Raw genomic sequence first — 23764 nt, forward strand, 5'->3', positions numbered from 1 at the left:
GACGCGGGTCAGCGCAGGGCGTCGGAGAGCGCGTCCACGACCCGCTGCTGCTGGTCGGCGGTGATCTGCGGGAAGAGGGGCAGGGAGAGCATCAGGTCCGCGGCCCGCTCCGCGTGCGGGAAGGCCCCGCGCCCGTGGCCGAGGTGGGCGAAGGCCGGCGTGAGGTGGACCGGGGCCGGGTAGTGCACGCCCGCGCCGATGCCCTCGGCGTTGAGCTTGCCGACCACGGTGTCGCGGTCGGCTCCGGCGATCCGTACGACGTACAGGTGCCAGACGTGGACGTTGCCCTCCGCCGTGACCGGCAGGGTGACCCGGCCGGCCGCGGCGAGCCCGTCCAGCAGCGCGTCGTAGCGGGCGGCGGCGGCCCGGCGGGCCGCGTTCCCCTCCGCCAGCCGGGCCAGCTTGGCCCGCAGGACCACGGCCTGGAGACCGTCCAGCCGGCTGTTGAACCCGGCCACGTCGTGCCGGTACTTGGCGACGCCGCCGTGGTTGGCGAGCGCCCGCACCAGGCCGGCGCTCTCCTCGTCGTCGGTCACCACCGCGCCCGCGTCCCCGTACGCCCCGAGGTTCTTGCCCGGGTAGAAGCTGGTCGCGGCGATGCCCCCGCTGCCGGGGGAGCGGCCCGCACGCGTCGCGCCCTGGCTCTGCGCCGCGTCCTCCACGACCCGCACGTGCGCGGGAAGCCGGCCCGCCAGCTCGGCCGCGTCCGCGCACTGCCCGTACAGGTGGACGGGCACCACCGCGCGCGTGGCCGGCCCGACCGCTTCCAGCGCGGCCTGCGGGTCCATCAGCAGGGTGTCGGGCAGGCAGTCGACCAGCACCGGCCGGGCGCCGATCCGCGCGACGGCGCCCGCGGTGGCGATGAAGGTGTTGGCGGGCAGCACCACCTCGTCGCCCACGCCCACCCCGCTCGCGCGCAGCGCCAGTTCGAGGGCGTCGGTGCCGTTGGCGACCCCCACGCAGTGCCGGACCCCGGCGAACTCGGCGTACTCGCTCTCGAAGGCGCGGACCTCGGCGCCGCCGATGAAGGCGGTGCCGGCGAGCACCCGGTCGAAGCCGGCCCGTAACTCCTCGGCGACCTCGGCGTGCGCGGCCTTCAGGTCGACGAGCGGTATCTGGTTCATGCGACGGGACTCTCCATCCGTGTCTGGGGGCGCGGGCCGTCCGGGCCGGTGCCGTCTGCTGTGCGCTCTGCCGTGCCCTCTGTCGAGCCGTCCGCCGCCGTGCGGGCCAGCTCGGCGAGGGCCGCGGCCCCCGCCGGCCGCAGGAGGCGGGCCGGGCTGCCGGCCCACACCTCCCCGGCGGGAACGTCCGCGAGGACCGTGCTGCCCATGCCGGTCAGCGACCAGGCGCCGATCGCGGCGTACTCCCGGACCACCGCCCCCGCCCCCACGTACGCGCCGCGCCCCACCCGCACCCCGCCGCCCAGGCGGACGCCCGAGGCGAGCGTGGCGAAGTCCCCGACCGTGTCGTCATGCGTGAGGACCGCCTGCGGCATCACCGCCGCATGGGACCCGACCCGGACGGACGCCGTCAGCACGCAGTGCGCGAGCAGCACCGACCCCGCGCCGAGCACCGAGGACGCCGACACCGCCGCCGTGGGGTGCACCACCGTCGCGTACCGCTCCGCCGGCAGCCCCAGGCGCCGCACCAGGCGGGCCCGTACCGCGTAGTCGCGCGGACTGCCCACACACACCACCACCCGGGCGGCCGGCAGCCCGTGCACCAGCCCGCAGCCGCCCAGCACCGGCACCCCGTCGACCTCCCCGCCGTGCAGAGCCGGATCGTCGTCGAGGTGCCCGGCGAGCCGCCACCGGGGCGGGCGGCCCCGCGCCACGTCGGCCGCGGCCACGTCCCGCACGGCCTGCGCGGTCTCCCGCGCGAACCCGCCCGCGCCGACGATCAGCAGGTCCTCGGTCACCGGAGCCCTCATCCGCCCGCCTGCTCCCGCAGCACCGCCACCACCCGCTCCTGCTGGCCCGCGGTCATGGTGTGGAACAGCGGCAGGATCAGCGAGTCCCGGCTGATCCGCTCCGTCACCGGCAGCGGGGCCGCGCCGTGGCCCTCGTACGCCGGCTCCAGGTGCGAGGCCATGATCCCGCGCCGGGCCGAGATCCCGGCCTCGGCGAGCACCGCGAGCAGCTGGTCCCGGCCCACGGGGAAGTCCCCCGCCAGCAGCACCCAGTACGACTGGAAGTTGCCCTGCCCGTGGGCGGGATCACGGACCGGCCGCACCCCCGGGACCTCGCGCAGCAGCTCCGCGTACCGGGCGGCGAGCGCCCGCCGCCGGGCCACGATCTCGTCCAGCCGGCCGAGCTGCACCAGGCCGACCGCGGCCTGGATGTCGGTCATCCGGTAGTTGTAGCCGACCTCCAGATAGCTCTCGACGATCGGCCTGCCGCTCGCGTGGCGCTGCGCGGCCGACACGTTCATACCGTGCTCGCGCAGCCGGCGCAGCCGCTGCGCCCACTGCGCGTCGTCCGTCGTCACCATGCCGCCCTCACCGGTGGTGATCACCTTGCGGGGGTGGAAGGACCAGGCGGCCAGCAGTGCGCCGTGGCCGACGGACTTCCCGCCGACCGTCGCGCCGATGCCGCAGGCGGCGTCCTCCACCAGCGCGAGGTCCCACTCGGCGCACGCCGCGCGCAGCGCGTGCACGTCCGCGGGCACCCCGCCCTGGTGGACGGCGAGCACCGCCTTCGTACGGGGAGTGCGCACGGCGTCCACGGTGGCCGGGGTCAGGTTGCCGGTCGCCTCCTCGACGTCGGCGAACACCGGCCGTGCGCCCGTGTGCCGGACGGCGTTGGCGGTGGCGATGAACGACAGGGACGGCACGACCACCTCGTCGCCCGGTCCGAGGTCCAGCGCCACGAGGGCCAGATGGAGGGCGGTGGTGCAGGAGCTGACGGCGATGCCGTGCTCGGCGCCCACCCGCTCCGCGAACGCCCGCTCGAACTCGGCCACGCGGGGGCCCTGGGCGACCCAGCCGGACAGCACCGCGTCGGCCGCCGCGCTCGCCTCCTCCTCGCCCAGCCAGGGCACCATCACGGGGATCCGGTCCTGCGCGGCGGCCGGGGCCGTCTCCGGGGCGGTCACCGGCCCGCCTCCGCCGCCGCGTCGGCGGCGCGCTCGGCCCGCCACCAGTCCACCAGGTCCCGCAGCCCGGTGCGCAGGTCGATCCCCGCCGTGAAGCCGAGCCGCTCGGCGGCCCGCGCGGTGTCCGCGAGACGGCGGGTCACGCCGTTCACGGCGCGGGCCGGGCCGTGCTCCGGCACCAGGCCGTCGGCGCCCATCGCCTCCAGCAGGCCGTTCGCCAGCTCCAGCAGACTGGTCTCGGTCCCGCTCGCGACGTTGAACACCTCGTCGGTCAGGTCCGACTCGGCGGCCAGCAGGTTGGCGCGCGCGATGTCCCGCACGTCGACGAAGTCCATGGTCTGCAGGCCGTCGCCGAGGATCAGCGGCGGCTCGCCCGAGGCTATGCGCTCCATCCAGCGGATCAGGACCTCGGTGTAGAGGCCGTGGATGTCCATCCGCGGCCCGTACACGTTGAAGTAGCGCAGGGCGACGTAGTCCAGCCCGTACATGGAGTGGAAGCTGCGCAGCATCCCCTCGTTGAAGGCCTTCGCCGCGCCGTAGAAGGTGTCGTTGTTGTACGGATGGTGCCGCTCGGTGGTCGGGAACCGCTCCGCCAGCCCGTAGACCGAGGCCGACGACGAGGCGATCACCTTGCCCACCCCGGCGGCGGCCGCCGCCTCCAGCACGTTGAAGGTGCCGTCCACCATCACCTCGTTCGCCAGCCGGGGCTCCTCCGCGCACTGGGTGATCCGGATGGCGGCCAGGTGGAAGACCAGGTCGGCGCCCTCCGTCGCCTTGCGCACCATCGCCACGTCGCGGATGTCGCCGTCGACGACCTCGACGACGCCGCTCGGCAGGGCGCGGGCCAGGTTGGCGGTCCGCCCCCGCACGAAGTTGTCGAGCACCACGATCTCGCGTGCCCCGTTGTCCACCAGCCGGTCCACCACGTGCGAGCCGATGGTGCCCGCTCCGCCGGTGACCAGAATCCTCTTGCCTCGTACGCTGCTGCTCAACGCCTGCTCCCACCGAATCGGTCGTGGTCCTGCGTGTGACGGAATGCCAGGGGTCCGGACGGGGACCGCGGGCGGGTCAGCGCCCGGTGCGCAGTCCGACGACCGCGCCCCGGAACTCCAGGCTCCGGGAGGCCGCTTCGAGGATGTCCAGCACCTTCAGGCCCGCCCGGCCGTCGGTCAGCGGCCGCCGGCCCGCCCGGATGGCGTCGCCGAACTCGTCGACCACGCTGCGCAGGGCCTCCTTCTCGCCGATCGCGGGCGCCACCATGTCGCCGCTCCGGTACGAGACGAGCATGTCGCGGCGCTCGTCGGCGCCGATCTCCTGCGGTGTGCTCAGCTCCACACCCCGGTCGAACACCGAGACGCGCTGCGTCGGGTTGAGGTCGTCCCAGACCAGGGTGCGCTTGGACCCGCCGACCATGGTGGTGCGCACCTTGGTGGGGGAGAGCCAGTTGACGTGCACGTGCGCGATGGCGCCGGTGCTCAGCTGGAGGGTCAGGTAGGCCACGCAGGACTGGCCGGCCCCGATCGGGTCGGCGCCGGTCGCGGCGACGGCCACCGGCTGCACGTGGTCGGGGAGGATGAAGTCGAGGACCGACAGGTCGTGGGGCGCCAGGTCCCACAGGACGTCGACGTCCTTCTGGACGAGCCCGAGGTTGATCCGTACCGAGTCGACGAAGTGGATGTCGCCCATCTCGCCGGAGCGGACCATCTCGCGGATCCGGCGCACCGCCGGGGTGTAGCAGTAGGTGTGGTCGCACATCAGGGTCAGGCCGCGCTTGTCGGCCTCCGCCACCAGCCGTTTGCCGTCCTCGTAGGTGGCGGCGAGCGGCTTCTCCACGAGGACGTGCTTGCCGGCGCGCAGCGCGGCGAGCGCCACGTCCAGGTGGGTTCCGGCCGGGGTGGCCACGGCGACCGCCTGGACCGACGGATCGGCCAGGACCGCCGCGTAGTCCGCGGTCGGCTGCACCGTGGAGTACCTGCCGAGCGCCTTCCGGGCCCGGTCGATGTCCAGGTCGCACAGCCACCGCAGCCTGAACTGCGGGCTGGCCTGGAAGTTGCGGACGAGGTTGGGGCCCCAGTAGCCCGCACCGACCACCGCGATGCCTAACGGTGCCGCGGACGCCCGGCCGGCGATCCCGGCATTCTGTCCGACGGTCCGGTCGGCGGCCTGCGCGCCGTCCTTCGAGGTGTCCTTCACAGCGTTCCCCTTCCTTCCGCGCACGCCGACCGGCGTGACGACAACCCGTGGCCGGGGCGCGTGCGGTGGACGGGAACGCCTCGCCGAGGGCACGCCGGACGCCTGCGCGTCCCGTGCGTGCCCTGATCGACGGTGATGGCCCCCCACAACCGTTGTTCCGCGTGAATCGCGTATGCCGCCCCCCGGCCCGGCGGCCTGTTCCCCACAAGCAGCCGAACCCGTACCACCCTTGCCGGTGCCGGATCTTCCCCGGCCGCGCCGAAGCGCGCCGAATCCGGTCGGCGCCGCTCAATCTAGTCCACCGGGCTTACCCCCGGGCAGAGTTGGCGGAATCGCCGGGAGCGGGTGTTCGGCCGTGCATACTGCCCGGGTGACCAGCATCGTGATACCGGCCCACAACGAGGGCCGGGTCATCGGCCGGCTCCTCGGCGCGCTCCTGGCCGACACCTCGCCGTCCGGACCCGACATCGTCGTGGTGTGCAACGGCTGTACCGACGACACCGCGCAGGTGGCGGCCGCGCACGGCGACCGGGTGCGCGTCGTGGAGATCCCGACACCCTCCAAGCACACGGCACTCCGGGTCGGCGACGAGCATGCCCTCGGCTTCCCCCGGCTCTACGTGGACGCCGACGTCGTCATCGGCGCCGCCGGCGTACGGGCCCTCACGGGCGCGCTCGCCCAGGATCCGGACCTGCTCGCCGCCGCCCCCGGCCGGGACGTCCCGCTGGCCGGCTGCGCCTGGCCGGTCCGCGCCTACTACCGGGTGTGGCAGCTCCTCCCGGCCGTCCGCGAGGGCCTGTTCGGCCGGGGCGTCATCGCCGTAACCGAGGAGGGCCACCGGCGGATCGCGGCGCTGCCGCCGCTGATGGCCGACGACCTGGCCGCGTCCCTCGCCTTCGGCCCGGGGGAGCGGCGCGTGGTCGAGACGGCCCGGGTCGTCGTACGCCCGCCCCGCACCTGGGCCGACCTGATCCGCCGCAAGGTCCGCGCGGCGACCTCCTCCGCCGAGTTCGAGCGCTTCCAGGCGGCGCGGGGGGCGGGGGAGGCGGTGGCCGGCGCCGCGCCGTCCGCCCGCACCGGCACGGGGGACCTGCGCGCCCTGCTGCGCGCCCGGCCGACGCTGGTGCCCGAGGTGGCGGTCTTCGGGACCGCCGCGCTCGCCGCCCGCCGGGGCGCCCGCAGGGCCATCCGGGACCAGGACTTCTCCACCTGGCTGCGGGACGAGAGCAGCCGGCGGGGGTGACCCGGGTCGTACGGCCGAATCCCGTCGTACGCACCGCAGTTGGCCCGTACAAGCACTAGGGTGCGACTCGCACGTTCGAGTGACTCGGACCGTATCCACGGGAGCTCCAGAGCATGTATCTCGCGGACCGCTCCGCGCCGGCGGGCGCGAAGACCGCGCCGGGCGGGGGATCCGGCAGGGCGCCGGCGGTCGCCTCGACCGTCCTCGCCCTGGGCACGGTCAGCATGATCACCGACATCTCCTCCGAGATGGTCACCGCCGTCCTGCCCCTCTACCTGATCGCGGGGCTCGGCCTGAGCCCGCTCGGCTTCGGCGCGCTCGACGGCGTCTACAACGGCGTCAGCGCCCTGGTCCAGCTCACCGGCGGCCACCTCGCCGACCGGGTCCGCAACCACAAGCTGGTCGCGGGCATCGGCTACGGCCTGTCCGCCCTGTGCAAACCGCTGCTGCTGCTCGCCCACAGCCTCGGCCCGATCAGCGTCGTCCTCGCGCTGGAACGCACCGGCAAGGGGCTGCGCACCGCCCCGCGCGACGCGCTGATCTCCCTCTCCACCCCGGACGCGTTACAGGGCCGGGCCTTCGGCGTGCACCGGGCCATGGACACCACCGGGGCGCTGCTCGGCCCGCTCGCCGCCTTCCTCATCCTCGGCGTGGCCGTCGACGGCTACGACGCCGTCTTCGGAGTCAGCGCCTGCCTCGCCGTCCTCGGCGTCGTCGTACTCGTGCTGTTCGTCCCCTCGGGCGCGCACGCCCCCCTGCCCCGCCCCCGGCCGGCCGCCGCGCCGGCCGCGCCGCCCGCCCCCGCACGCCCCGACCCCGTACGGCTGCGCGACGCCGCGGCGCTGCTGCGCCTGCCGCGGCTGCGTGCCCTGGCGCTCTGCGCGGTCCTGCTCGGCCTCACCACCGTCAGCGACGCCTTCGTCTACCTGCTGCTGCAGCGCCGGACCGGCATCGACGACCGGTGGTTCCCGCTGCTGCCGCTGGGCACCGCCGCCGTGTTCCTGCTGCTGGCCGTCCCGGCCGGCGCCCTCGCCGACCGGATCGGGCGTCGCACCGTCTTCCTGACCGGCCACGCCCTCCTCCTCGCCGCGTACGGACTGCTGCTGTGGGCTCCCGACTGGCCGGCGCTGCCGTACCTGGTCCTCGCCCTGCACGGCCTGTTCTACGCCGCCACCGACGGGGTGCTGCCCGCCGCCGTCGCCGCCACCGTCCCCGGGCGGCTGCGCGCCACCGGCCTGGCCCTGGTCGGCACCGGGCAGGCGCTGGCCCGCTTCGGCTGCTCGCTGGCCTTCGGCGCCGCGTGGGCCCTGTGGGGCACCGGTCCGGCCCTCGCCGCCGCGGCGGCCGGCCTGCTGTGCTGCGCGGCCGTCGCCGGATACGTGCTGCGGCCGGCCCCGCCGGCGCCCCCCGCACCGCTCGCTCCCCCCGCACCGCCCCTACCCGTACCGCCCGACCCGGCCCGAAGCCCGTGAGGAACCCGATGACACGCTCTCGCCGCCTGTTCGTCCTCGCGGTGGCGGTGCTGCTGCTCGGCGGCGTCGGCGCCGTCCTGGTGCAGCGCGCCGCCTCCCGCGCCGACCAGCCCCGTACGGGCGGCCCCGAGACAGTCGCGGGGCCCGTCACGCTGACAACCGGACAGGGCGCGCTGGCCTTCCTGGACAGCGGGCAGGGCCCGCACCGCGGAGCCCTCGCCTCCGTCCCCGCCGACGCGCCCGACGGCCCCCGCACCGTCTCCGACCTGACCTGCCGGCGCTTCCACGCCGCCGCCGGGACCGGCGTCTGCCTGCGCTCCAGCCCGGGCGCGCTCGCCCAGGACAACAGGGCGGTCATCCTCGACGCCGAGCTGCGCCAGACACGCAGCTTCCCCCTGGCGGGCACACCCAGCCGGGCCCGGGTCTCGCCCAGCGGCCGCCTCGCCGCATGGACGGTGTTCGTCTCCGGCGAGTCCTACGGCTCCGCGTTCTTCTCCACCCGCACCGCCATCCTGGACACCAGGACCGGGAAGCTGGACGCCAGCCTGGAGGAGTACGCCATCACCATGGACGGGCGGGACCACCGCGCCCCCGACGTGAACTTCTGGGGCGTCACCTTCGCCCGCGACGACGACACCTTCTACGCCACCCTCTCCACGGCGGGCGAGACCCACCTGGTCAGGGGTTCCGTCTCGCGGCGCTCCGTCACCACCCTCGCCAAGAACGTCGAATGCCCGTCCCTGTCCCCGGACGAGACGCGCATCGCGTACAAGAAGCGGGTGCGGGCCGGGGCCGCGCTGTGGCGCGAGCACGTGATGGACCTGGGGTCGCTGCGCGACCACGCGCTCGCGGAGAAGCGCAGCGTCGACGACCAGGCCGCCTGGCTCGACGACCGGACCCTGGCCTACGCCCTGCCCGCCGACGGCGCCGCCGACCGCACGGACCTGTGGACCGTGCCCGCCGACGGCTCCGGCAGCCCCGAGCCGCTGATCCCGGGGGCCGCCTCCCCGGCCCGTCTGGGCTGACGGGCCGGGCAGGTCCTCAGGCCTCGTCCACGAAGCTGCGTACCCGCTCGACCAGCGCGGCGCTGTCCCGGATCCACGCGTAGTGCCGGCTGCCCGGGGCGCCGTCGCCGAGCGCCAGCTCCCAGTACGTCACGCGGGCGCTCGTCAGCTTGTCGGCGAGCCCGCGCACGCCGCCGGGCGGTGCCATCGCGTCGCCCTTGACGGCGACCGCCAGGACCGGCAGCTCCACCTTCGCCAGCGCCTGCTCGAAGTCCACCCCGGAGGACGGCACCTGGTAGCGGCCCGTCCTGACCTGGGTGGCCATGTCCCGCAGGACCTGCGCGGAGTCGTTGCCCAGGACCCCGATACGGCGGCCGGGGAAGTACCCGTACACCGAGGCGAACGCGGCCGCGCACTGGAAGGCGGCGAGCATCCCCAGGCTCTGCGGGAAGGGCCAGCCGCGGTAGTGGCAGGAGGGTGCGCCGACCAGGACCGCGCCGGAGGCCATGTGCGGCTCCTGGCTGAGGTAGAGGGCGCCGAGCTGCCCCCCGAGGCTGTGCCCCAGGAGGTGGCGCGGAGCCGCCGGGAAGGCCGCCTCGACCGTGCGGAAGAGCGCCGGGTAGTCGTACGCCACCATCTCGTGATAGCCGTAGCGCACCCCCCGCCCCACGCGCACGGAACTCGTGCCCTGGCCGCGCAGTTCGCCGACGGCCACCTGGAATCCGGCTTCGGCGAGGGCGTCCGCCAGCGGGGTGTAGGCGGCGGCCCTGGTGCCCATGGCGGGCATGCACACCAGGACCGGTGCCGACGGATCACCGGGCCTGCGGTGCAGCCGGACCTGTGCCGTGGCGCCGTCCTCGGCGCGCACGGTCTCGGTGGTCACTTCGACGGACGGCAATCAGAGACCTCCCTCGCTCGTGGCCATCCTGCGCATTTCACGGAACACGTTCAACAGCTGGATCTCGCTGGAACCCTCGAAGATGGTCAGGGCGCGTGCGTCCCGCCAGCGCTTCTCCACGCCGTGGTCGGCGGCGATGCCGCGCCACCCGTACAACTGGAGGATCTCGTTCGAGGCGCGTACGGCGAGTTCGGTGGCGTGGTACTTCGCCATGGAGCTCTCCTTGCCGAAGGGCAGCCCCTGATCGGCCAGCGCCGTCGCCTCGTCCAGCAGCTTGCGGGAGGCGCACAGCTCGACGTACAGCCGGCCCAGCGTCAACTGGACGTGGCTGAGGGTGTCCATGCGGTCGTCGGGGTAGACGCGGCGCTCGCCGACCCAGGTGAGCGCGTCCTTCAGCATGGCGGCGACGATGCCCGTGCCGCAGGCGGCACCGCCGATGCGGATGGTCGCGAGGAGTTCGTTCAGCAGCATCTCCCCGTCGCCGGGCCGTCCGATCAGGCTGATCGGCTCCAGGGCGACGTCCCGGAAGGTGACCGAGGGCGTGGGCAGGCAGCGGAAGGCCGCCTTCTCGATGTCCTCGCTCACGGTCACGCCCGGCGCGTCGCGCGGTACGGCGAAGAACGACAGGCCGCGTTTGCGGTTGTCCATCACCGTGTTGGCCAGGACGACGAACACGTCGGCGACGGTCCCGTTCCCGGACATGCACTTGCCGCCGTTGAGCAGCCAGCCCGAATCCGTGCGCACGGCGCGGGTGGTGGCCGCCAGCAGGTTCGAGCCGTTCTTGGGCTCGGTGAGCCCGAGCGCCGCGTAGCCGTTGTCCTTCAGGAGCCGGGTGACGAACAGCTCCTTCTGCTCGGGGGTGCCGGCGGCGACCACGGGGTGCAGTGCGCCGCGGTTGAACACCAGCGTCCACGTCATCCCCGGGCAGACCGCCGACAGTTCACCGATGACCTGCCCGAACTCCGTGTAGGACAGCCCGGCGCCGCCGAGCTCCTCGGGGAAGGCCGCGTTGAGGATGCCCTCGGCGGCGGCCCGCTCGTGGATCGCGACGGGGAAGGCGCGCTCCTCGTCGTAGCGGCGTACGTGCGGGGCCATCACCTCATCCGCGAAAGTGCGGAACTTCTGCTTCCACTCTGATCGACTGCGAGATTCTTCCACGACCATCCTAAGAAACGGTGATGACGAACTTGCCGATGTTGACCCGGTTGCGGAGCTGCGTGATCGCCTCCGGGACGTCCTCGAAGGCGAAGACACCGCCCACCGAGGGACGGAGCACACCCGCCTCGATCAGCTCGACGAGGCGGTCCATCAACGGCCGCAGCCGCGACGGATCACGCGCCAGCGCACCGACGTTGACGGTGCAGAAGGAGCGGCTGCTCATGAACAGCTCCCGGCCGTCCACGGCCAGGTCGAGCACCCCCGCCGCCCCGATCTCGATGAACCGGCCCCCGGCCCGCAGCAGCCCCAGGCCGCGGCCCACCGCGTCGCCGGACAGCGAGTCCACGACGAGGTCGAGCCCCCGGTCGGGGGAGAGCGCCCGCACGGCGTCGGCGAAGTCCGCCTCCGCGTAGTTGACCGGGTACTGGACCCCCAGGGCCCGCAGGTGCTCCAGCTTCGCCTCCGTGCTCGCCGTACCGAACACCGTGGCGCCGTGGTGTAGCGCCAGCTGCACACAGGCCGTACCGGTCGCGCCGGCCGCGGCCTGGACCAGCACCCGGTCGCCCGGGAACACGCGCGCCTCCCGTTCCAGGCACGCGATGGCCGTCAGGCCGCTGATCAGCACGGAGACCGCGTCGACGGGGCTCACGCCCGCGGGCAGCGGAGCCACCGTGTACGCGGCCGTGGTCACCCGGGCCGCGTAACCGCCGTCCGGGGTCAGCGCGATGACCGCGTCACCGGGCCGCACGTGCTCGACGCCGTCGCCCACCGCGTGGACGACGCCGGCCACCTCGTGACCGGGGACGAACGGCGGCGCCGACAGGAACGGGTGGAAACCGGTGGTCGCCAGGACGTCGATGAAGTTGACGCCGACGGCCTGCACGTCGATGACCACCTCGCCCGGCCCGGCCGTGCGCACCGGAACCTCCCCCAGCCGCAGGTCGAGCCCGGACGGGCCCGCGGCCACCGTGTAGCCGGGGACGGTGCTGTGCAGCTCCGCCCCGTCCAGCGTGACCTCCTGCGCGCCCGGCGCGGGCAGCACCTCCGCCGGAGCGTCCGGGCCATCGGGCTCCGCCGGCCCCAGCAGCCCCTCCAGGTGCAGCCCCACGGCGTCCACCGTCCGGTGGTTGAACATGAACGTCGCCGGCAGCTCCAGCCCGAAGTGGGCGCCGATCCGCCGGGTGAGGGACACCGCCAGCAGCGAGTCCACCCCCAGGCGGTCGAAGCGCGCCGAGGTGTCGATCTCGGCGGGGGAGCGGCGCAGCGCCCGGGCCAGCTCCGCCCGGACGAACTCCGCCACCGAGCCCGCCGCACCCTGCGCCCCCTCCGCACGCACCGCGCGCTGCCGCGGCGCCGCCGCCCCGGCCTGCCCGTGCGCGCCGTTGAACCGGCCCACCAAACCGTCGGCGACCTCGTCGCCCACGTCCAGGACCGCCAGCTGCAGGTGGGAGCTTCCCAGCGTCCGCAGGAACGCCGCGGCGCCCGCCTCCGGCGACATCGGGTGCAGCCCCGACTCCAGCAGCCGCGCCTGGTACCTCGGGTCGGCGACCATCCCCAGCTCCGCCCAGGGCCCCCAGTTGACCGTCCGCACCGGCGTGCGCCGGCTGCGCACCGTACCGGTCAGCGCGTCGAGCGCGGCGTTGCCGGCGGCGTACGCGCCCTGGCCGGGCGTCACGAACAGGCTGGCCATGGACGAGAACAGCACGATGAAGTCCAGGTCCTCCGACGCCACCGCGTCGATGAGGATCCGGGCGCCCAGCTCCTTCGGCCCGACGATCGTGTTCATGCGCTCGGCCGACGTCGACTCCACCAGCGCGTCGTCGAGGATGCCCGCGGTGTGGATCACGCCGTGCAGCGCCCCGAAGCGGCGCAGCGTCTCGTCCAGGGCGCGCCGTACCGCGGCCGCGTCGGTCACGTCCGCCTGGAGGTACAGCAGCCGCCCGCCGGCCGCGTCGACCGCCTCCTCCAGCCGCGGGTCGACCTCCGCGCGGCGCCCGGTGAGCACCACGCGTGCGCCCGCCTCGCGGGCCAGCGTGACCGCGAGCGTGGAACCGAGTCCGCCCTGGCCGCCCGTGATCCAGTAGACCCCGCCGGGCCGCAGGTCCGCCTCGCCGGAGGCCGGCTCGACCGGGGTCAGGGACGGGACGGTGCGCTCCCCCTGCCGGTAGCGCACACAGAACGCCGTGGGCGCCGTCGCGAGCTCCGCGGCGATGTCCCGGGCGAGTTCCCGCGTCGCCAGCTCCTGCGCCTCGACCCGGACGGCCCGCCCGGTCCAGCCGACGGTCTCCTGCTCCAGGGCGCGCAGCAGCGGCGGCAGCGCCACGTCGCCCGTCACCAGCGCCAGCTCGCGGCGCGTGGCGGACGCGCTGCCCGCGGCGGCCCGCAGGAACGCGAGGAACGCCTCCCGCTCCGGCTCCACGACGAGCAGGCGAGCCCGTTCCGGCAGCGACTCCAGGAACGCCGCCGCGGCCTCCTCCCCCGGCAGCGGGGCGACCGAGCAGCCGGCGCCGCCCCGGCCCAGCTCCTCCACCAGAGCCGCACACCGGGCCGCGTCGTCGGTGAGCAGGACCACAGGAGCGGCGGCTGCCGCGTCGGTCCCGGCGGGCCGCGGCTGCGGCCTCGCGTCCACGGCGAAGAAGCGCAGGGAGTGCCGGGCGCCCATCCGCTTGAGCGACACGCCCGTGAACCGTACGAGGACCCGCCCGTCGGGATCGAGCACGTCCACGTCGCAGTCGAAGGTGTCGGCGTCGGCGTCGAGTTCACCACGCAGCCGTACATGGGCGAAGACCGGACCCGACCAGGGCGCGAAGACGTCGACGCGTCCGTAGCCGAACCCCACGAACGTGCCGGCGGCGCCGCCGTCGAGGGACAGCCCGGCGATGGACTGCATGGCACCGTCCGCGACGTCCGCCGGCAGCGGCCGGCCCGCGGTCCCCGGTGACGGCGGAGCGAGCCGTGCCAGCGCCTCCTTCTCGCCCAGCCGCATCCCGGTCACCATCCGCATGGTGTCCCCGTACGAGAGCCCCGACGCCGCCAGGTGCTCGTACAGGGCGTCAGGCTCGACGCGCCGCGGGCACCGCAGGCGGATCGCGGACAGGTCGACCGGGTCCGGGGCGGGCGGGGACTCGGACCACGTCGCGGAGACGTGCTCCTCCCACGCGGAGCCGCGCTCGCCGGCCGCCCGGCTCTCCACCGACAGGAAGGGTTCGTTCCCCGCGCGGACCCGCCGGGAGACCCGCACGTGCCGGGCCTCTCCTCCGGCGACCGCCAAGGGGTTCGTGACCAGCACGTCGCGCAGCCCGTACCGGCCGACCCCCTCGGGGTCGAGTTCCTTCAGCGCCGTGTCGAGCATCCACGCGGCCGGCGCGATCGGACGTTCCCGCACCCGGTGGTCCCGGACGACCGGCAGCGCCCCGGTGACCAGCGTGCCCTCCGCGCGCGGGCCCGCGGGCTCGACCCAGTGCTCCTGCCGCTGCCACGGGTACGCGGGCAGCCGGGTGCCCGCCCGGGGCCGGCCGCCGAAGAAGGCGGCCCAGTCGACCTCGCATCCGGCCTCGAACAGCGCGGCGACCGCCTCGTAGGGTGCCCGGTCGTCCGAGCGCCGCATCGCCGGCACGGCGGCCGCGGAACGGCCGTCGTCCTCCAGGCACTCGGTCACCGACACCGACAGCAGCGGATGCGGGCTCATCTCCAGGAACACCCGGTGCCCCGCGGCCCCGGCCGTGCGGACCGCGTCCGCGAACAGCACCGGCTCGCGCAGGTTGCGCCACCAGTAGCCCGCGTCCAGCGCGTCCGTGTCGAGGCGCTCCCCGGCCAGGGAGGAGTAGAAGGCGGCGGTCGCGGCGCGCGGCGACAGACCGGACAGCTCGGCGGTCAGATCCTCGCGCAGGTCCTCCAGCAGCGCGCAGTGCGAGGCCACGTCAACCTTGACCCGCCGGCAGAAGACGCCCTCGGCGTCCATGGCGGTCACGAACTCCTCGACCGCCGCGGTCTCCCCGGACACCACCGTCGTGCCAGGCCCGTTGTGGGCGGCCAGCGAGAGCCAGTCCCCGAAGGGCTCCAGCGCCTTGCGCACGTCCGCCACGGGGAGCGAGACCAGCGCCATGGCGCCCTGACCGCGGTGACGCATCATCAGGGCGCTGCGCCGGCAGATGATCCGCGCCGCGTCCTCCAGCCGCAGTGCGCCCGCGACATGGGCCGCCGCCACCTCGCCCATGCTGTGCCCGACGACACCGGCGGGCCGCACGCCCCAGGACCGGAAGACCGCGGCGAGCGCTACCTGCATCGCGAAGAGGGCCGGCTGGACGACGTCGATGCGCTCCAGCAGCGGCGCGGACTCCTCGCCGGTCAGGACCTCGCGCAGCGACCAGTCGACGTGCGGGGCGAAGGCCTGCTCGCAGCGCGAGACGGCCAGGTCGAAGGCCGGCTCCGACTCCAGCAGGGCCCGGCCCATGCCGAGCCACTGCGCGCCCTGTCCGGGGAAGACGAAGACGACGCCGGCCTCGTCCGGTACGGCCCGCGCGGCCGTGAACGGCTCGCGCAGCCGGCGGAGCAGCTCCTCCTTGCCGGTGAAGGCGAAGGCGGCGTGGTACTCGCGCCCCCGGGGCCCGCCGCGTCCCCGCAGCAGCGTCGCCGCGGCCGTGTCCCGGCCCAGCTCCCGCTCGTCCACCCCGCAGGCCCACGCCGCGTGGGCGGCGGCCTGCGCCTGCAGGGCCGCCTCCCCGGCGGCCGACAGGGCCAGGAGCCGTACGGGACGCCCGTCCCCGGCGGCCGGCTCCGGGCCGGCGGCGGGGGCGGGGGCGAGCACCGCGTGGGCGTTCGTGCCGCCGAAACCGAAGGAGCTCACGCCGGCCAGGCCGACCTCTTCGGGGGACTCCCAGCGGCGCAGCGAGGTCTGCACGCGCAGTCCGAGCCCGTCGAAGTCGATGTCCGGGTTCGGCTCGGCGCAGTGCAGGGACGGCGGGAGGGCGCCGTGCTCGAAGGAGAGCGCCAGTTTGATCAGGCCCGCGATGCCCGCGGCCGCCTCCAGGTGCCCGAGGTTGGTCTTCACCGAGCCGATCGCGCACGGGCGGTCCCCCGCGCGGCCCTCGTTCAGCACGGTGCCCAGCGCGGCGGCCTCGATCTGGTCGCCGATCGCCGTGCCCGTTCCGTGGGCCTCGACGTAGCCGACCTCCGACGGCCGGGCGCCCGCGCCCGCGAGCGCCAGGCGCACCACGTCCTCCTGCGCCCGCCGGCTGGGCGCCAGCAGGCCGTTGGTCCGCCCGTCCGAGGTCACCGCGGACCCGCGGATCACCGCCGAGACGCGGTCCCCGTCGCGCAGCGCCTCGCTCAGCGGCTTGAGGACGACCGCACCGGCACCCTCGCTGCGCACGTAGCCGTCGGCCCGCGCCGAGAAGGCCTTGCAGCGGCCGTCGGGTGCCATGACACCCGAGTTGTCGAACGCCTCGGTGATCGCCGGAGTGAGGATGACGTTGACCCCGCCGACGACGGCGAGACCGCACTCGCCGCGCCGGATCGCCTCGCACGCGAGATGGACGGCGACGAGGGACGAGGAACAGGCCGTGTCGACGGACAGGCTCGGGCCGCGCAGGTCCAGTACGTAGGAGAGCCGGTTGGCGGCCACGCTGGAGGCCCCGCCGAGCAGCGAGTAGGCGTCCGCCGAGGGCGAGTTCGCCAGGACGTCGCGGTAGTCGGAGCTGGAGATGCCCACGAAGACGCCGGTGGCCGAGCCGGCCAGGCCGTACGGGTCGATGCCCGCGTCCTCGACGGCCTCCCAGGCGACTTCCAGCATGAGCCGCTGCTGCGGGTCGATCTTGGAGGCCTCGTGCTCGCTGATGCCGAAGAAGTCGAGGTCCAGTCCGCCGACACCGCCGAGGAAGCCTCCGACGCCGGCGCGGTCGGTGCCGCCGTCGCCGCGGCCCCAGCGGGCGAACCTGTCGTCGGGCACCCGGCCGACGGCGTCCACGCCCTGTTCGAGCAGCGTCCAGAAGGCCTCGGGGCCGTCGGCCCCGGGGAAGCGGCACCCCATGCCGATGATCGCGATCGGCTCGTCGTGGGCCGCGGCGGTGGCGGCGCGGCGCGGTGCGGCGGGGCCGCCCCGGGCGGCCGGCCTGCCCTGGAGGTGGTCCAGGATCTCCTTGAGGGTGGGAAACTCGTACGCGACCGTCGGCGAGACCTTCCGGCCCAGCAGGGCGCCGAGTTCACCGGCCAGGGCCACGGCGTCGATCGAGGACAGGCCGTAGGCGGCCAGCGGCTCGTGGACCGATATCTCGTCTGCCGAACTCATGCGGGCCAGCTCGGCGACGCGCCGGCGCAGCCAGGTTTCCAGCTCGGTGTCCTTCATGTGCTCCCCCTGTGTGGTGCTGTTCCGCTGTTCCGAGGTATTGCGGGTCAGTGCTGCGCGGTCCACGGCGATCGGCCGGCCAGGTACTCCTTCCGGGTCTCGCGGCGCTGGAGCTTTCCGCTCGACGTCTTGGGGAGCGTCCCGGCGGGCAGGAGGACGACCTCGCGGACGGTCAGCCGGTGCTCCTGCGACACCGCGCGCAGCACGGCGTTCACGACACCCTCCTGGGCCTCCCGGTCCGAGCCGTCGCCGGCCTCGCGGCGCAGCTCGGCCGCGACCACCACCTGCTCCGCGCCGTCCGCGTCCACACCGAAGGCGGCGACGCAGCCGGGGCGGATCGCGGGGTGCGCGCTCTCGGCGGTGCGCTCGATGTCGTGGGGGTAGTGGTTGCGCCCGCCCACGATGATGACGTCCTTGATGCGCCCGCAGACGAACAGGCCGTCCTCCGTCTGGAAGCCGAGGTCGCCCGTGCGCATGTACGGGCCCCGGTCCTCCTCGCCGGCGAGGGTTGCCTCGAAGGACTCGCGGGTGAGGTCGGGCCGCTGCCAGTACCCGACCGCGACGCTGTCGCCCGCGACCCAGATCTCCCCGACCTGCCCGGGCCGGCGCCGCGTGCGCGCCTGCGGGTCGACGACGGCCACGTCCAGGGTGCGGCTGACGCCGCAGCTCACCAGGACGCGCGCGCCAGGGCTGTCGTCGGGCACGACCACCGCGGTCCCGCGTTCGAGTTCGCCGTCGTCGAAGGACCGGAACACCCAGGGCCGTTCGACCGGGGCCCCGCTCACCAGCAGCGTGCTCTCGGCGAGCCCGTAGACCGGGACGATGGTTTCCGGACGGAACCCGGTGGAGGCGAACGCCTCGGCGAACCGCTTCATCGACTCGGCCCGAACGGGCTCGGCGCCGTTCGTCGCGACCGCCCAGGACGACAGGTCCAGGGTCGCGCGCTCCTCCTCCGTCACCTTGCGCGTGCACAGGTCGAACGCGAAGTTGGGGGCCGCGGAGAGCGTTCCCCGGTACGTCGACATCGCCCGCAGCCAGCGCACCGGACTCTGCAGGAACGCCACGGTCGGCATGGAGACGGAATGGATCCCCATCATCGCCGGAACGATGATCATCGAGATCAGTCCCATGTCGTGATAGGGCGGCAGCCACCCCACGACGACCGTGGACTCGTCCATTCCGAGAGAGGTGCGGATGAGATCGGTGTTGTGGGTGAGGTTGCCGTGGGTGACCATCACCCCCTTCGGCCGGCCGGTCGAGCCGGAGGTGTACTGGAGGAAGGCGACGGACTTCGGCTCCGGCGACGGCGCGGACCAGCCCGCCCCCGCCCCGTCCGCGATCGTGTCGACCGCCAGCCACGCCGTCTCCTGCACCTCGGGGATCGTGCGCGCCGTCGTCTCGATGGCCGCCTGGATCCCTGCGGTGGTCAGCACGGCCGCGGGCTGCGCGTCCTCGGCGATGCCGGCCAGTCGCAGCAGCCCGCGGGCACGCTGCGCGGGGTGCGGCAGGTACGCGGGCACGGCGACGACCCCCGCGTACAGGCAGCCGAAGAACGCCACGACGAAGTCCTGGCCGGGCTGGAACAGCAGCAGCGCACGGGAGCCGGGCTCCACGTGCGCGGTGTGCAGACTCGCGGCGACGGCCCGCGCCTTGGCGTCGAGCGCCGCGAAGGTGAGCGAGGGCTCGGCCTCCTCGCCGTCGGGGAGGAAGGTGAACAGCGGGTGGTCCGGTATGCGCGCGGCATGCGCGCGCAGCGCGTCGACCACCGTCTCGTGGTGGATCTGGTCGATGGCAGCGTCAAGCATTCTCAGCCTCATTCAGTGCCGGATCGGGTGTTCGCACCGGGTGCGGGCCGGCAGCGGCGCCGGGAGGACCGCCGCGCGCGATTCCCCTCTGCGGGGGCGCCGGAGCTCCGGAATGCGCGGAACTCGCCGGGGCAGTCGGCCCGCAGGCATCGGCCTTGATTCATTCCCCTGCGATTGGCGGAGTGGAGCGGGAACAGGAGTACCGGCCAGTACTGGTCCAAACCTTAGGTTGGCCTTTGCTGCGCGGTCAACTCGCTTTGAATGGCTGGAAGTTGGCTGCGACTACGACTGTTGCGAAGGGTTTCGGCCATCCTCGCCGGGTCGGCCGCGGGTGCGGCGGTGCCGCGAGCGGGGCGGATGGGGTGGGGGTCGGATGACCGTGTTTGAAACTTCCTGAGCGAAAATGATCGCTCGGCCTGAAGTCATCCTGCCAATCTGGCGCAATACCTTCTCGGCGGTGCGGTCCGGGGTATGGCGGCCGAGATCCGGCTGCCCGCCGGGTGGCTGCTGGGGCTCCGCCCCAGACCCCGCGCCGTTCCGCTCCCGCGGGGGTGGAGTGTGCGGGCCGGTGGTGCTGGGGCGCTGCCCCAGGCCCCGCGCCGTTCCGCTCCCGCGGGGCTGGAGTGTGCGGGTCGGTGGTGCTGGGGCGCTGCCCCAGGCCCCGCGCCGTTCCGCTCCCGCGGGGGTGGAGTGTGCGGGCCGGTGGTGCTGGGGCGCTGCCCCAGACCCCGCGCCTCAATCGCCGGCGGGGCTGGAGTAGCGGGTCGGTGGTGCTGGGGCTCTGCCCCAGGCCCCGCGCCTCAATCGCCGGCGGGGCTTGGGTGGTGTGGGGTGGTGCCCCGCCGGAATGTCTCCTCGGCTCGCGCGGTGCCCAGGATTGCGGAGGTGGGTCGGTGGTGCGCGCTCGTCCTGCGGGGACACTCCGCCGTGTCCCCACCCCACGGCAGTGCATTCGCCCGTACCCGGCAGCAGCCGAGGGGGCTTTGGGGACACCCCCTCGTCGCGGTTGGAGCGGGGACGGGCAGGGGTGTCCCCGCAGGACGAGGCGTCACCACCGAGCACCGTGGTGATCGCTTGCGCTCGCCGAGCCGAGGAGACACCCCTGCCCGGCCCCGCGACCGCCCGCACCACTCCAGCCCCGCCGGCGCTTGAGGCGCGGGGCCTGGGGCAGAGCCCCAGCACCACCGGCCCGGGGGCCACCCCGAAACCGCCACCCCCGCGGGAGCGGAAGGGCAGAGCCCCAGCACCACCGGCCCGGGGGCCACCCCGAAACCGCCCCCCCGCGGGAGCGGAAGGGCAGAGCCCCAGCACCACCGGCCCGGGGGCCACCCCGAAACCGCCACCCCCGCGCGGGAGCGAAAGCGCGCGGGGCCTGGGGCAGAGCCCCAGCACACCGGCCCGGGCCGGCGCCCGAACCGCCACCCGCCGCGGGAGCGGAAGGGTTGCGCCGAGCGGCCCCACCCCACCCGCCTTCGGGTGACACCGCCGCCCCGCCTGGCCCGCCCCCACCCCGCCGTGCCCGAGCATCGCAGGCGGCCGGTCGCTCCGGTCACCAGCCGCCGACCAGGCCCGGCACCGCGACCGCGGCGGCTCCGGGCCGCCGCCGGGAGACCACGTGTACGTCCTGCTCGTCGCGAGCGCGTTCAACAGCCTCACCCAGCGAGTCCACGCCGAACTGCGCGACCACGGCCACCGGGTGGCGGTCGAACTGGCCGCGCCCGGCGACCCGCTGGCCGACTCCGTACGCCGGCACCACCCCGACCTCGTCATCGCTCCGATGCTGCGCACCGCCATCCCCGAGGAGGTGTGGGCCGCCTACACCTGCCTCGTCGTCCACCCGGGACCCGTCGGCGACCGCGGCCCCTCCTCCCTCGACCGCGCCGTCCAGGACGGCGAGACCCGATGGGGCGTCACGGTCCTCCAGGCCAACGCCGAGATGGACGCCGGGGACGTGTGGGCCACCGCCGACTGCCCGGTGCCGCCCGTCGGCAAGAGCGACCTCTACCGCGGCGAGATCGCCGACGCCGCACTGGAGGCCGTCCTGCTCGCCGTGGAGCGCTTCGCGTCCGGCGCGTACGTTCCGCGCCCCCAGGAGGGCGGCCTGGCCCGGCCGGTCATGCGGCAGGACGAGCGCAGCATCGACTGGGAGGCGGACACCACCGAGCGCGTCCTGCGGGTCCTGCGTGCCGCCGACTCGCAGCCCGGCGTACGCGACCGCCTGCTCGGCGGCGACTGGTACCTGCACGGCGGACACCGCGAGGACGGCCTGCGCGGCCGCCCCGGCGAACTGCTCGCCACCCGGGCCGGCGCCGTCTGCCGGGCCACGGCCGACGGGGCCGTCTGGATCCCGGAGCTGCGCGCCCCGCGCAGGCCGGACGCGCCACCCACCCCCCGGCTCCCCGCCACGCTGGCCCTCGGGGACCGGCTGCCCGCGCTCCCCGAACTGCCCGCCCCGCCGGACGGCGGCCCGTACCGCACCACGTGGTCCGACATCGGCTACCACGAGGAGGGCCAGACCGGCTTCCTGACGTTCTCCTTCCCCGGCGGGGCGATGAGCACGTCGCACTGCCGCCGCCTGCTGGAGGCGTACCGGGCCGCCTGCGCCCGCCCCACCACCGTCCTGGTCCTGGGCGGCGGCCGCGACTTCTTCTCCAACGGCATCCACCTGGGCGTCATCGAGGCCTGCGACGACCCCGCCGAGGAGTCCTGGGCCAACATCAACGCCATGGACGACCTGGTCGAGGCGGTGATCACCACCACCGACCGGCTCGTGGTCAGCGCCCTCGGCGGCAACGCCGCCGCCGGCGGCGCCATGCTCGCCCTCGCCGCCGACGAGGTCTGGTGCCGTTCCGGCGTCGTCCTCAACCCGCACTACCGCCTGATGGGGCTGTACGGATCCGAGTACTGGACCTACACCCTGCCGTGCCGCGTCGGATCCAGCCTCGCGGTGCGCCTCACCTCCGAGGCGCTGCCGCTGGGCGCCGACGCCGCGCACCGGCTGGGACTGGTCGACCGTACGGTCTCCTGCGCACCCGGGGACTTCGCGGGCGAGACGCGGCGCCTCGCGGTCCGTCTCGCCGCCCTGCCCGCCACCGCGTCCCGGATCGCCGCGAAGAAGGCCGCCCGCGAGCTCCACGAGGCGCGCCGCCCGCTCGCCGCCTACCGGGCGGCCGAGCTGGCGCGGATGCGGCGGACCTTCTTCGACCCGGACGCCTCCTACCACGCCCTGCGCCGCGCCTTCGTACGCAAGGAGCGCCCCGCGGCCACCCCGGCCCACCTCACCCGCGCCGCCGCGGACCGGCGCGGGGTCACTGGACCGGCCGTACCAGACGCGGCGTCCGGCCCCGGGAGCTGTTAGCAAGAAACGTGGGGCCGAGGCAGACCGCCTCCCCGTCCCTCCACACCCTGATCCCCTCCCCGAGGAGGCAGCGCATGGCCGCAGTGACGAAGGACCCGGTCGAAGACCCCGTCATCCACATCCTCTGGATCAACGCGGGTCTGAGCTGCGACGGCGACTCCGTGTCCCTGACGGCGGCGATGCAGCCGAGCATCGAGGAGATCGTCACCGGCACCCTGCCGGGTCTCCCCAAGATCGCCGTGCACTGGCCCCTGATCGACTTCGAATGCGGCCCGGTCGACGGCGCGGACACGTTCATCGAGTGGTTCTTCAAGGGCGAGCGCGGCGAGATCGACCCCTTCGTCCTGGTCATCGAGGGCTCGATCCCCAACGAGTCCATCAAGCCCGAGGGCTACTGGTGCGGGTTCGGCGACGACCCGGCCACCGGCCAGCCCATCACCACCAGCGAGTGGATCGACCGGCTGGCCCCCAAGGCGCTCGCCGTCGTCGCCATCGGCACCTGCGCCACGTACGGCGGCATCCACGCGATGGAGGGCAACCCGACGGGCGCCATGGGCGTGCCCGACTACCTGGGCTGGGACTGGAAGTCGCACGCCGGCATCCCCATCGTGTGCGTGCCCGGCTGCCCCATCCAGCCGGACAACTTCTCCGAGACGCTGACCTACCTGCTCTACCAGGCGGCCGGATCGGCCCCGATGATCCCCCTGGACGACAAGCTGCGCCCCACCTGGCTCTTCGGCGCGACCGTCCACGAGGGCTGCGACCGCGCCGGCTACTACGAGCAGGGCCAGTTCGCCAACACCTACGACTCCCCGAAATGCCTGGTCAAGCTGGGCTGCTGGGGCCCGGTCGTGAAGTGCAACGTCCCCAAGCGCGGCTGGATGAACGGCATCGGCGGCTGTCCCAACGTGGGCGGCATCTGCATCGCCTGCACCATGCCCGGCTTCCCCGACAAGTTCATGCCCTTCATGGACGAGCCGCCCGGCGCGAAGGTCTCCACCACCGCGAGCGGCGCGTACGGGGCCCTGGTCCGCAAGCTCCGGTCGGTCACCGCCCACACCGTGGACGAGGAGCCGAAGTGGCGGCGTACCGGCCGCAGCCTCACCACGGGCTACCGCCCGCCCTGGTGACGGCCCCCGCTCCTCCCGCCCCACTCCCGCAGACACGCCCCGAACGCACCGAAGAAGGGTCACG

General features: G+C 74.5%; 14 protein-coding genes. 5 read left to right on the forward strand and 9 right to left on the reverse strand.

Annotation, left to right across the window (positions count from 1 at the left end):
- Positions 1-8: 8 nt before the first annotated feature.
- From BSL84_RS26800 to BSL84_RS26820, 5 genes are all read right to left on the reverse strand, one after another.
- Positions 9-1124 carry a DegT/DnrJ/EryC1/StrS family aminotransferase gene (locus BSL84_RS26800; RefSeq protein ID WP_075971305.1) on the reverse strand — a complete coding sequence of 372 codons (1116 nt, stop codon included), beginning with the start codon at positions 1122-1124 and terminating at the stop codon, positions 9-11.
- The gene (locus BSL84_RS26805; RefSeq protein WP_234308489.1) at positions 1121-1921 is read right to left on the reverse strand and encodes a NeuD/PglB/VioB family sugar acetyltransferase; all 801 of its coding nucleotides are present in this window, start codon (positions 1919-1921) and stop codon (positions 1121-1123) included. The genes BSL84_RS26800 and BSL84_RS26805 overlap by 4 nt, the downstream gene beginning before the upstream one ends.
- A gap of 8 nt (positions 1922-1929) precedes the next feature.
- The gene (locus BSL84_RS26810; protein ID WP_234363523.1) at positions 1930-3096 is read right to left on the reverse strand and encodes a DegT/DnrJ/EryC1/StrS family aminotransferase; all 1167 of its coding nucleotides are present in this window, start codon (positions 3094-3096) and stop codon (positions 1930-1932) included.
- Entirely contained in the window at positions 3093-4088 is a 996-nt protein-coding gene (locus BSL84_RS26815) for an NAD-dependent epimerase/dehydratase family protein (RefSeq protein WP_107484848.1), read from the reverse strand. Before BSL84_RS26815 ends, BSL84_RS26810 begins: the two co-directional genes overlap by 4 nt.
- Positions 4089-4164: 76 nt before the next feature.
- Entirely contained in the window at positions 4165-5289 is a 1125-nt protein-coding gene (locus tag BSL84_RS26820; protein WP_234308490.1) for a Gfo/Idh/MocA family protein, read from the reverse strand.
- Positions 5290-5659: 370 nt separating this feature from the next.
- Here BSL84_RS26820 and BSL84_RS26825 point away from each other — a divergent pair, with 370 nt between their 5' ends.
- The 3 genes from BSL84_RS26825 to BSL84_RS26835 all read left to right on the forward strand — a co-directional run bounded on the left by BSL84_RS26825 (position 5660) and on the right by BSL84_RS26835 (position 9029).
- Complete coding sequence (locus BSL84_RS26825) at positions 5660-6532, forward strand: glycosyltransferase (protein WP_075971306.1); 873 nt, start codon at positions 5660-5662, stop codon at positions 6530-6532.
- Between the two features lie 113 nt (positions 6533-6645).
- The gene (locus tag BSL84_RS26830) at positions 6646-8004 is read left to right on the forward strand and encodes an MFS transporter (RefSeq protein ID WP_075971307.1); all 1359 of its coding nucleotides are present in this window, start codon (positions 6646-6648) and stop codon (positions 8002-8004) included.
- 8 nt (positions 8005-8012) lie between these two features.
- A complete protein-coding gene (locus tag BSL84_RS26835) occupies positions 8013-9029 on the forward strand; it encodes a TolB-like translocation protein (RefSeq protein ID WP_075971308.1) in 1017 nt (338 codons plus the stop codon).
- A 16-nt stretch (positions 9030-9045) separates the two neighbouring features.
- Here BSL84_RS26835 and BSL84_RS26840 read toward each other — a convergent pair whose 3' ends face one another.
- The 4 genes from BSL84_RS26840 to BSL84_RS26855 are packed head-to-tail and all read right to left on the reverse strand — an operon-like array spanning position 9046 to position 19212.
- Positions 9046-9906 carry an alpha/beta fold hydrolase gene (locus BSL84_RS26840; protein ID WP_051873275.1) on the reverse strand — a complete coding sequence of 287 codons (861 nt, stop codon included), beginning with the start codon at positions 9904-9906 and terminating at the stop codon, positions 9046-9048.
- Positions 9907-11070: an acyl-CoA dehydrogenase family protein gene (locus BSL84_RS26845; RefSeq protein WP_075971309.1), complete on the reverse strand. Its 1164-nt coding sequence runs from the start codon at positions 11068-11070 to the stop codon at positions 9907-9909.
- A gap of 1 nt (position 11071) precedes the next feature.
- Positions 11072-17407, reverse strand: a complete 6336-nt coding sequence (locus tag BSL84_RS26850) for a type I polyketide synthase (protein ID WP_159393560.1) — start codon at positions 17405-17407, stop codon at positions 11072-11074.
- 47 nt (positions 17408-17454) lie between these two features.
- Positions 17455-19212 (reverse strand): fatty acyl-AMP ligase, encoded by a 1758-nt coding sequence (locus BSL84_RS26855; RefSeq protein WP_075971311.1) that lies wholly within the window; start codon positions 19210-19212, stop codon positions 17455-17457.
- Positions 19213-20827: 1615 nt separating this feature from the next.
- Between BSL84_RS26855 and BSL84_RS26860 the strand changes: the two genes are divergently transcribed.
- Both BSL84_RS26860 and BSL84_RS26865 read left to right on the forward strand, forming a co-directional pair.
- Positions 20828-22570, forward strand: coding sequence for a hydrogenase maturation protein (locus BSL84_RS26860; protein ID WP_075971312.1), 1743 nt, complete (start codon positions 20828-20830; stop codon positions 22568-22570).
- Positions 22571-22644: 74 nt separating this feature from the next.
- Positions 22645-23700: a hydrogenase expression protein HypE gene (locus tag BSL84_RS26865; protein ID WP_030028599.1), complete on the forward strand. Its 1056-nt coding sequence runs from the start codon at positions 22645-22647 to the stop codon at positions 23698-23700.
- Positions 23701-23764: the final 64 nt, after the last annotated feature.

This window comes from Streptomyces sp. TN58, assembly GCF_001941845.1.
In the GTDB taxonomy this organism is placed as follows: domain Bacteria; phylum Actinomycetota; class Actinomycetes; order Streptomycetales; family Streptomycetaceae; genus Streptomyces.